The organism is Sinorhizobium sp. 8-89 (genome assembly GCF_030124325.1).
Lineage (GTDB): Bacteria > Pseudomonadota > Alphaproteobacteria > Rhizobiales > Rhizobiaceae > Sinorhizobium.
In genome coordinates, this window is sequence record NZ_JASKLR010000019.1 from 96,761 (window position 1) to 106,304 (window position 9,544).

General features: G+C 62.2%; 8 protein-coding genes. 1 reads left to right on the forward strand and 7 read right to left on the reverse strand.

What is annotated here, in order from left to right; translation table 11 throughout:
* Window positions 1–255: 255 nt before the first annotated feature.
* The 7 genes from QN219_RS25960 to QN219_RS25990 form a co-directional block, all read right to left on the reverse strand.
* Entirely contained in the window at window positions 256–1,734 is a 1,479-nt protein-coding gene (locus QN219_RS25960) for an aldehyde dehydrogenase family protein (RefSeq protein WP_284002994.1), read from the reverse strand.
* A 139-nt stretch (window positions 1,735–1,873) separates the two neighbouring features.
* Window positions 1,874–3,469: a GMC family oxidoreductase gene (locus QN219_RS25965; RefSeq protein ID WP_284002995.1), complete on the reverse strand. Its 1,596-nt coding sequence runs from the start codon at window positions 3,467–3,469 to the stop codon at window positions 1,874–1,876.
* Window positions 3,470–3,514: 45 nt separating this feature from the next.
* Window positions 3,515–4,507, reverse strand: coding sequence for a branched-chain amino acid ABC transporter permease (locus QN219_RS25970; protein WP_405052266.1), 993 nt, complete (start codon window positions 4,505–4,507; stop codon window positions 3,515–3,517).
* 1 nt (window position 4,508) lies between these two features.
* Window positions 4,509–5,396: a branched-chain amino acid ABC transporter permease gene (locus QN219_RS25975; protein WP_284002998.1), complete on the reverse strand. Its 888-nt coding sequence runs from the start codon at window positions 5,394–5,396 to the stop codon at window positions 4,509–4,511.
* A gap of 3 nt (window positions 5,397–5,399) precedes the next feature.
* Window positions 5,400–6,101, reverse strand: a complete 702-nt coding sequence (locus tag QN219_RS25980) for an ABC transporter ATP-binding protein (RefSeq protein WP_284002999.1) — start codon at window positions 6,099–6,101, stop codon at window positions 5,400–5,402.
* Window position 6,102: 1 nt separating this feature from the next.
* On the reverse strand, window positions 6,103–6,885 hold the full coding sequence (locus QN219_RS25985; protein WP_284003000.1) for an ABC transporter ATP-binding protein: 783 nt from the start codon (window positions 6,883–6,885) through the stop codon (window positions 6,103–6,105).
* Window positions 6,886–6,899: 14 nt separating this feature from the next.
* Entirely contained in the window at window positions 6,900–8,105 is a 1,206-nt protein-coding gene (locus QN219_RS25990; protein WP_284003001.1) for an ABC transporter substrate-binding protein, read from the reverse strand.
* Window positions 8,106–8,353: 248 nt separating this feature from the next.
* Here QN219_RS25990 and QN219_RS25995 point away from each other — a divergent pair, with 248 nt between their 5' ends.
* On the forward strand, window positions 8,354–9,301 hold the full coding sequence (locus QN219_RS25995) for a LysR family transcriptional regulator (RefSeq protein ID WP_284003002.1): 948 nt from the start codon (window positions 8,354–8,356) through the stop codon (window positions 9,299–9,301).
* Window positions 9,302–9,544 lie beyond the last annotated feature (243 nt).

A 9,544-nucleotide genomic window follows, 5' to 3' on the forward strand; every position in this document is an offset into this window, starting at 1 on the left:
AAGCGGTGTTGATACCCCCCTCTGCCCTGCCGGGCATCTCCCCCACAAGGGGGAGATTGGCCGGGCGCTAAGCCCTATCCAACCAGCGTCGCAGATGCCGAAGTCGCCAACGGGACGTGCGCGGCATATTGGTTGAGCACGGCATTACCGCTTGCCGATCTCCCCCGTGTGGGGGAGATGCCCGGCAGGGGGGGTGCCGCCCTGCATGGTTCCCTAAATTGGAGCGGATTTAGCCGCCGCCCCAGCTGTTCGTGCTCACCCCTTAATATACCAGCCCCAGGGTTCGTCGGCATCGAAGCTGGTGATCTGCTTCACCTCCAGATAGTTGGCGAGCCCCCAGTGGCCGAGTTCGCGGCCGATGCCGGATTGCTTGTAGCCGCCCCACGGTGCTTCGACGAATGTCGGCTGCGAGCAGTTGACCCAGACGATGCCGGCGCGCAAGGCGCGGGCGACGCGTTCGCAGCGCGCCTTGTCCTCGGACATGACCGCGGCGGCAAGGCCGAAGCGGCTGTCGTTGGCAAGCCGGATCGCCTCCTCTTCGTCGCTGAACGGCATGACGCAGACGACGGGGCCGAAGATTTCCTCCCGCCAGACGAAGCTATCCTCTGACATGCCCGTCAGCACCGTCGGCTCAATGAAATAGCCGCTGTTGAAGCCGGCCGGACGACCGCCGCCAGCTGCCACCGTGACGCCGTCCTGCCGTGCATGTTCGATCGCGGCGAGAATCTTGCTGTATTGCCCTTTGGAGACGATCGGCCCGAGCAGCGTGCCCTCATCGAGGCCGTTGCCGATCGTGATCTTGGCCGCCTCCTCGGTCAGCCGCATCAATACGGTGTTGTAGACAGGCTCTTCGACCAGCACGCGCGAGGTCGCGGAGCAGACTTGCCCCTGGTTCCAGAAGATGCCGAACATGATCCATTCGACCGCCTTCTCGATATCGCTATCGGCGAAGACGACAAAGGGCGACTTGCCGCCGAGTTCGAGGCTGATGTTCTTGATGTCCTGGGCGGCGGCCATCATGACCTTGCGGCCGGTCGGTACAGAGCCGGTGAAGGCAAGCTTGTCGACCAGTGGATGTTCTGTCAGCGGCTGGCCCGCGTCCACGCCTGTGCCGGTGATGATGTTGAGAACTCCGGGCGGCAGGTCGATTTCTTCAGCGATCAGGCCGAACTCGAGCGCCGTCAGCGGCGTAAGTTCGGAGGGCTTCAGGACTATGGTGCAGCCGGCGGCGAGCGCCGGCGCGACCTTCCAGGCCACCATCAGCAGAGGATAATTCCAGGGCGTAATCGCACCGACGACGCCGAGCGGCTCACGAACGGCCTTCGATGTGAAGCGGGTGTCTGCGACCGCGATCGGCTCCTCGGCATTCGTGTCGAGTTCTTCGGCAAGACCCGCATAATAATTGAGGCAGCCGGCTGCGTCGTCGATATCCCAGAGCGCCTCCGGTAGCGGCTTGCCGTTGTCCATGACTTCGAGTCTTGCGAGCGCGTGGCGTCGTTCATCGATCCTTGCGGCGATTGCCCGAAGATAGCGGGCTCGCTCTGCGCCGGTCAGTTTCGGCCAGGGACCGCTGTCGAACGCGATGCGGGCCGCCTTCACGGCGCGATCGATATCGTCCGAGGTGCCCGCGGGCGCCTTGCAGATCACCTCTTCCGTCGCCGGATTGACGACGTCGAACGAGCCGCCCTTGCGCGGCTTCTCCCATTTTCCGTCAATGAAAAGCTTGTCCAGCATACCCTTCCCCTTTACAGCGGGCCGAGTATTGCTCGTCTGGCCGCCATCGCGCCAGTCCCTCGCGCGTTTTCGTGCAGCCCTTGCTTCATAGATACGGGACCGTGGGGTGCCCGATGGCCACGCTGGCCCGTCACCGCCTCTATCGGTTCGCCGCGACTATCATTTCCGCCGCCTTTTCCGCGATCATGATCGTCGGCGAATTGGTGTTGCCGGAGGTGATCGTCGGCATGATCGAGGCGTCGGCGATGCGCACTCCCCTGATCCCGCGCAGGCGCAGTTCAGGGTCGACGACGCTATCCGCGTCGGCGCCCATGCGGCAGGTGCCGACCGGGTGGAAGATCGTCGTACCGATATCGCCGGCAGCGCGCGTCAGATCCTCGTCCGTTTGGTAAGCCGGGCCTGGCTTGAACTCGATCGGATTGAAACGGGCAAAGGACGGTTGCGAGACGATGTGGCGGGTGAGGCGGATCGCCTTGACGGCCACGTCACGATCGGCTTCGGCAGTCAGATAGCGCGGGCGGATGTCGGGTGCGGCAGCGAAGTCGGGTCCCTTCAGATGCACTGAGCCGCGGCTTTCCGGCCTCAAATTGCAGACGCTGGCGGTGATTGCCGGGAAGGGGTGAACCGGTTCACCGAATTTTTCGAGCGTTACCGGCTGGACGTGATACTGCAGGTCCGGCGTTTCCTTTTCCGGGCCGGACCGGGTGAAGATGCCGAGCTGGCTCGGTGCCATCGCCATCGGGCCGGAGCGGCGGGCGAGATATTCGAGGCCGATCGCCGCCTTGCCGAATAGCGAGCTGGCCTTCTCGTTTAGCGTCGGAACGCCGGTGACCTTGTAGGCGAGCCGCAGCTGCAGGTGGTCCTGCAGGTTCTCGCCGACACCGGGCAATTCATGATGCACGTCGATGCCGTTTCGACGCAGGACATCGGGTTGACCAATGCCCGAGAGCTCGAGAACATGCGGCGAGCCGATCGCGCCGGCCGAAAGCACGGTTTCGCGCCGGGCATCTGCGCGCTTGGTGATGCCGTCGTGCTGGAACTCGACGCCGACAACGCGTCCGTCTTCGATGACCAGCTTCTGGACATGCGCCTTCGTCAGGATGACGAGGTTGCGCCTGTGCCGGGCAGGCTTCAGGAAGGCCTTGGCCGTGTTCCACCGGACGCCGGAACGCTGGTTTACGTCGAAATAACCGGAGCCTTCATTGCTGCCGCGGTTGAAATCCTCCGTCTCGGGAACGCCCGCCTCGCTCGCCGCCTTCTGGAAGGCATCGAGCACCGCCCAACGGACGCGGGCCTTCTCGACGCGCCACTCACCGCCCGCGCCGTGCATGTCGTCCGCGCCGCGATAGTGGTCTTCGGATTTCCTGAAGAGCGGCAGCACATCCTCCCAGCTCCATCCGGCGCAGCCGAGCTGGCGCCAGTGATCGTAGTCGCGCGCTTGGCCGCGCATGTAGATCATGCCGTTGATCGAGGAGCAGCCGCCGAGCACCTTGCCGCGCGGATAACCGAGCGAGCGGCCGTTCAGGCCTTCCTCCGCCGCGGTCGTGAAGCACCAGTCCGTGCGGGGATTGTTGATGCAGTAGAGATAGCCGACCGGAATGTGAATCCAGTGATAGTTGTCGCTGCCGCCGGCTTCGAGCAGCAGAACGCGGCGGTCCGGATTTTCCGAGAGGCGGTTTGCGAGCACGCAGCCGGCGCTACCCGCTCCGACGACGATGTAGTCGAACGTGTCCATGGCTTTCTCTGATGTCGGGGTCCGATGGCTCGGACCGATACGTAGTCAGTGCTTGTGGCGATGCTCGAAGCCGAGTTTGCGACCAAGGCGCGAGTTGTAAAACTCTCCAACGATGCCGCGGCGGAACAGGAGCACACAGGCCATGAAGACAAGGCCGGTGATGATCGTGACGGGAAATTCGGACGTCGCCAGATAGTTCTGGAGCGTGACGACGAGACCCGCGCCGAAGAGCGGCCCGATCAGCGTGCCGATGCCGCCGAGCAAGGTCATCAGGATGACCTCGCCCGACATCTGCCAGCCGACATCGGTCAAGGTGGCAAACTGGAAGACCAGCGCCTTCACACCACCGGCCAATCCGGTCAGCGCCGCCGACATGACGAAGGCCCCCAGCTTGTAGTTTCTCACCGAATAGCCGAGCGAGATGGCCCGCGTCTCGTTCTCGCGGATCGATTTCAAGATCATGCCGAACGGCGAGTTGATGATCCGCCAGATGATCGCGATGCCGAGCACGAATACGGCGAGCACGAAGTAGTACATGTTCGTCGATTGCGACAGATCAATGAAGCCGAAAAGATGACCGCGCGGTACCGACTGTATCCCGTCCTCGCCATGCGTGAACTCGGCCTGCAGGCAGAAGAAATAGAACATTTGCGCCAGCGCCAGCGTGATCATCGCAAAATAGATGCCCTGGCGGCGGATGGCGAAGAAGCCGATGACCACCCCGAGCAGGGCCGCACCGGCGACGCCGACAAGGATGCCGAGTTCGGGTGGCAGGCCCCATTCCTTGATCGCGTGCGCGGTGAAGTAGGCGGCGCCGCCGAAGAAGGCGGCATGCCCGAAGGAAAGCAGGCCGGTATATCCGAGCAGCAGATTGAAGGCGCAGGCGAAGAGCGCGAAGCACAAGAGCTTCATCAGGAAGACGGGATAGAAGAACAACGGTGCGAGCAGGAGAAGAGCAAGCCCGGCGCCGAGAAAGATCGTCTGCACGATGACGGGCGAGCGTTCCTTCTGCTTCTGGAGTTCGAGTGTCAGGGTCATATCAAGCATCCCGGCCGAAGAGGCCCGCCGGCCGTATCAGGAGAACGATGGCCATGATCACGAAGATCACGATATTGGAGGCCTCCGGATAGAAGACCTTGGTCAGTCCCTCGGCGACGCCGAGCATATAGCCGGTGATGATCGCCCCCATGATCGAGCCCATGCCGCCAACGACGACGACGGCGAAGACGATGATGATGATGTTCGATCCCATCAGCGGCGAGACCTGGTAGATCGGTGCGGCCAGCACGCCTGCAAGCGCCGCAAGGGCCGCGCCGAGGCCATAGGTCAGCGTCAGCAGGAACGGCACGTTGATGCCGAAGGACTGTACGAGCACAGGGTTTTCCGTTGCCGCCCTGAGATACGACCCGAGCTTGGTCTTCTCGATGACAAGCCATGTGCCGAGGCACACGGCGAGCGAGAAGGCGATGACCCAGCCGCGATAGACGGGCAGGAACATGAAGCCGAGATTGGTGCCGCCCGCAAGCAGCGTTGGCGTCGCGTAGGGCTGGCCGGAGGCGCCGTAGAGATAGCGGAAGGTTCCCTCGACGGTCAAAGCCAGGCCGAAGGTGAAGAGCAGGCCGTAGAGCGGGTCGAGCGAATAGAGCCGCCGGAGCATCGTGCGCTCTATGACGGCGCCGAGGAGGCCGACGAGAAGCGGCGCGAGGATGAGGGCCGGCCAGTAGCCGACGCCGAAATGCGACAACAGCAGCCAGGCGGCAAAGGCGCCCAGCATGTATTGCGCCCCGTGGGCAAAGTTGATGACGCGCAGCAGGCCGAAGATGATCGCAAGGCCGAGGCTCAACAGCGCATAGAAGGAGCCGTTGATGAGCCCGATCAGGAGCTGCCCGAGAAAGGCCTGGAGCGGAATTCCGAAAATCGTGGTCATGGCCTACACTCCAAGCACATCATGCAGCATGTCCATGCGTTGGGAAAGCTCCGAGACCGGGAACTCCCCGGCAACCCGGCCATGGTCCATGAGATAGAAACGGTCGGCAACCTTGCTCGCGAAGCGGAAATTCTGCTCGACGAGAAGAACGGTCATGCCGCGCTCCTTCAGTTTCCTCAAGACGTCGCCGATCCGCTGGACGATCACCGGGGCGAGCCCTTCGGTCGGCTCGTCGAGCAGCATCATCCGGACGCCGGTTCTAAGGATGCGGGCTATCGCCAGCATCTGCTGTTCGCCACCGGAAAGCTTGGTTCCCTGGCTGTTGCGGCGTTCGTGCAGGTTGGGGAAAAGGTCGAAAATCTCGTCGATGGTCATGCCGCCCTTGGCGACGGCCGGCGGCAGCAGAAGGTTTTCATAGACCGAAAGGGTCGAGAAGATGCCGCGCTCCTCGGGGATGAAACCGAGGCCACGATGGGCGACGCGGTGCAGCGGCACGCGGATCAGATCCTCGCCGGCGAAATCGATCCCGCCCTTACGTTCGCGCACGATCCCCATGATGGCACGCAACGTCGTCGTCTTGCCGACGCCGTTGCGGCCGAGCAGTGTCACCATCTCGCCCTCGCCGACGGTCATGTCGACACCGTGAAGAATATGGCTTTCGCCGTACCAGGCATTGAGGCCTGAGACCTTGAGCAGCGGTTTCATGTCAGGCTTCCTCCGTGCCCATATAGGCGGTGCGCACGCGCGGATCCTCCGCCACCGTGGCATACTCGCCCTCGGCCAGAATTTCGCCGCGCTGCAGCACGGTGACGTGGTGGCAGAGCGTCGCGACGACGCAGAGATTGTGCTCGACCATCAGAACGGCGCGCTCGCGCGCCACTTCTCGGATGATCTCGGCGACCATGCCGACGTCCTCGTGGCCCATGCCGGCCATCGGTTCGTCCAGCAACAGGACTTTCGGATCGAGCGCCAGCGTCGTCGCGATCTCGAGCACACGTTTGCGGCCATAGGAGAGATCCGCCGCGATGGCGTTGCGCTCCTTGTCAAGGCCGACGGAGCGGATCAGCTGATCGGCCTTGGCATTCAAGGCCTCGAGTGCGGAAAGCGGCTTCCAGAATTGCGTTGCAAGATGGTTCGGCCGCTGCAGGGCCACGCGCACATTATCGAGCACGGTCAGGTGCGGGAACACTGCCGAGATCTGGAACGAGCGCACCAGGCCCATGCGGGCTACCTTGTCCGGGGCGGTGTTGGTGATGTCTTCACCGAGCAGCGTGATCGTGCCGTGGGTCGGCTGCAGGAACTTGGTCAGCAGGTTGAACACGGTTGTCTTGCCAGCCCCGTTCGGGCCGATCAGCGCATGCACGCGGGCGTGATGGACGTCGAGATCGACATCCTTGACGGCGGTGAAGCCGCCGAAGTCACGGCGGAGACCGCGGGCGGACAAAACCACCCGCGGTGCTCCATTCTGCGAAGGCGTGGTCACGGTCATTGCGATCGGGCCGATCAGGACTTCACGAGATCGCAGCCGCTCTCGGCCGGATCGATGAAGGCGTCCTTGCCGGGAATTGTCGCGAGAACCTTGAAATAGTCCCAGGCCTCCTTGCTCTCTTCCGGCTTTTTCACTTCAAGCAAATACATGTCGTGGATCATGCGGCCATTCGGCGCGACGGTGCCGTTCTTGGCGAAGACGTCGTTGACGGGAAGCGCATGCAACTCCTTGGAGACCGCCTCGGCTTCGTCGGTGCCGGCCTTCTCGATCGCCTTCAGATACTGCAACACAGCCGAATAGGTGCCGGCGTGGACCATGTTCGGCATCTTGCCGGTGCGTTCCATGAAGCGCTTGCCGAATGTCGCGCTTTCCTCGTCACGATTCCAATAGAAGCCTTCGGTCAGCGTCAGCCCTTGAGCGGATTCGAGGCCGAGGCCGTGCACTTCGGCAAGTGTGAAGAGGAGGGCCGCGAGACGTTGTCCGCCCTGGACGATCCCGAATTCGGCGGCCTGCTTGATCGCGTTCGAGGTGTCGAGGCCGGCATTTGCGAGGCCGATCACCTTGGCGCCGGAGGACTGCGCCTGCAGCAGGAAGGAGGAGAAGTCGGTCGTTGCCAGCGGATGGCGGACCGCGCCGACGACCGAACCGCCGTTTTCCTTGACGAAGTTACCGGCGTTTTCTTCCAGCGAATAGCCGAACGCATAGTCGGCTGTCAGGAAGAACCAGCTGTCGCCGCCTTGTTTCACGAGCGCGCCACCGGTACCCACGGCAAGCGAATGGGTGTCATATGCCCAGTGGAAGCCATAGGGGCTGCATTGTTTGCCGGTCAGCTCCGTCGTTGCCGCGCCGGTGACGATGTCGACCTTCTTCTTCTCCTTGGAGATGGCCTGAACCGCGAGCGCCACTGACGACGTCGTCAGTTCCATGATGCTGTCCACCTGTTCGGTGTCGTACCATTGCCGAGCGATGTTGGAGGCGATGTCCGGCTTGTTCTGATGGTCGGCTGTGACCACCTCGACCGGCACGCCAAGCACCTTGCCGCCGAAATCCTCGACCGCCATCAGCGCCGCCTCATAGGAGGACTTGCCGCCGAAATCGGCGTAGACGCCGGACTGGTCGTTGAGGATCCCGATCTTCACCTTGCCGTCCGACGCGTCGGCAAGTGCCGCCGTGCTGCTCGCGAGCACCATCGCAAGCGTAGCCATCAGTTTCTTATGCATCATGTCTCCTCCCAGGACTTGTCAGAGTTGGGCGGGCGAAACATCGCTAAGGACGCGCGACGGTTCCGATACCCCTCTTGGCGATATCGGCGGGGATTCGATCCGCTTGGCTCTGTTCAAAATTGGCCAGACATGCTCCTCAGATGTCGGCTCGATGCTTACAATCCCGAAAATTTTGCTTGGATGCAAGCGGGCCGAACCGTAAATTACAAACAGGGTCTGTTCATTTTCGAACAGAGGGGGCGCGCATGAATCCGAATTTCACCTGGGACGACCTGCAATTCTTCCTGGCGGTCGCGAGAACGGGACAACTGTCGACCGCCGCGCGGCGGCTCAGAACCAGCCACGCGACCGTGTCGCGCCGCATCGACCGACTGGAATTCGCACTCAAGGTCAAGCTCTTCGAGCGCAATCCACGCGGTTACGTGCTGACGACCATGGGGCAACGCTTCGTCGAGACGGCCGAGCGCATCGAGCGGGAGACGGAGCAACTTCAGCTCGACATCAGCGACGGCATGACCGCGCAACGCGGCGTCGTCCGGCTTTCCACGCTTGAGGGCTTCGGCAATTTCTTTCTGTCGGACCGGCTCGCAGCCTTTGCCGACAGCTATCCGAACATCTCGCTCGAACTGGTGGCGATCCAGCAGATCATGTCGCTGTCGCGCAAGGAGGCGGATATCGCCGTGGCGCTTGCGGCGCCCAAGGCTGGTCCATACCATTCCGAGGTGCTGACGCCCTACACACTGCACGTCTATGGCGCGCGCAGCTATCTCGCCACCCATCCCCTGATCCGCAGCCGCAACGATCTCGGCTCTCACCGTTTCGTCGGTTATATCGAGGACATGATCTTCACGCCGGGGCTCGACTATCTCGGCGAAGTCCAGCCAGGACTTCGCGCGCATTTCCAAAGCTCGAGTATCCTCACCCAGCTGAAGGCCGCGCGACAGGGGCTGGGTCTCTGCGTTTTGCCGCATTTCATGGCGCGTGACGAACCCAATCTCGAGATCGTGTTGTCGGAGGAAATAGAGCTCAAGCGCACCTACTGGCTGATCTGCCATCGTGACCTGATTGCAGTGCCGCGGGTTCGCGCCGTGCGCGACTTTCTCGTTGACGCGGTCAACGAGAACCGATCGTGTTTTCTGCGCGAAAGATCGGTACCCGGAAACAACTATCGGCGTGCTCTTGAAGCGCAATAGTGCGTTAACCATATTAGGGAGGCGATCAGCGGCAGTGTTTTCACCGTCGAGACACGAGACGCCGGATTTCTGGAGGCTAGTTTTTCTCCCCTTCCGGGCCTGCTTGAAATTCCCCTTTGATTTCAGTGTTTTGTGTTTTTTTGACGTTTTTTTGAAAATGGCTGTTGACTGGGGAAAGGGTGCGGGTCTATAAGCCCGATCACTGACGAGGGCGGCGGCGCTGCTGGCGACGATGACCTTCGC

Bases quoted from the DNA above. Each gene is read 5' to 3' on its own strand.
- QN219_RS25985 (WP_284003000.1), bottom strand. From the start codon at position 6,885: ATGACCGTGACCACGCCTTCGCAGAATGGAGCACCGCGGGTGGTTTTG.
- QN219_RS25995 (WP_284003002.1), top strand. From the start codon at position 8,354: ATGAATCCGAATTTCACCTGGGACGACCTGCAATTCTTCCTGGCGGTC.
- QN219_RS25965 (WP_284002995.1), bottom strand. From the start codon at position 3,469: ATGGACACGTTCGACTACATCGTCGTCGGAGCGGGTAGCGCCGGCTGC.
- QN219_RS25980 (WP_284002999.1), bottom strand. From the start codon at position 6,101: ATGAAACCGCTGCTCAAGGTCTCAGGCCTCAATGCCTGGTACGGCGAA.
- QN219_RS25990 (WP_284003001.1), bottom strand. From the start codon at position 8,105: ATGCATAAGAAACTGATGGCTACGCTTGCGATGGTGCTCGCGAGCAGC.
- QN219_RS25960 (WP_284002994.1), bottom strand. From the start codon at position 1,734: ATGCTGGACAAGCTTTTCATTGACGGAAAATGGGAGAAGCCGCGCAAG.
- QN219_RS25970 (WP_405052266.1), bottom strand. From the start codon at position 4,507: ATGACCCTGACACTCGAACTCCAGAAGCAGAAGGAACGCTCGCCCGTC.
- QN219_RS25975 (WP_284002998.1), bottom strand. From the start codon at position 5,396: ATGACCACGATTTTCGGAATTCCGCTCCAGGCCTTTCTCGGGCAGCTC.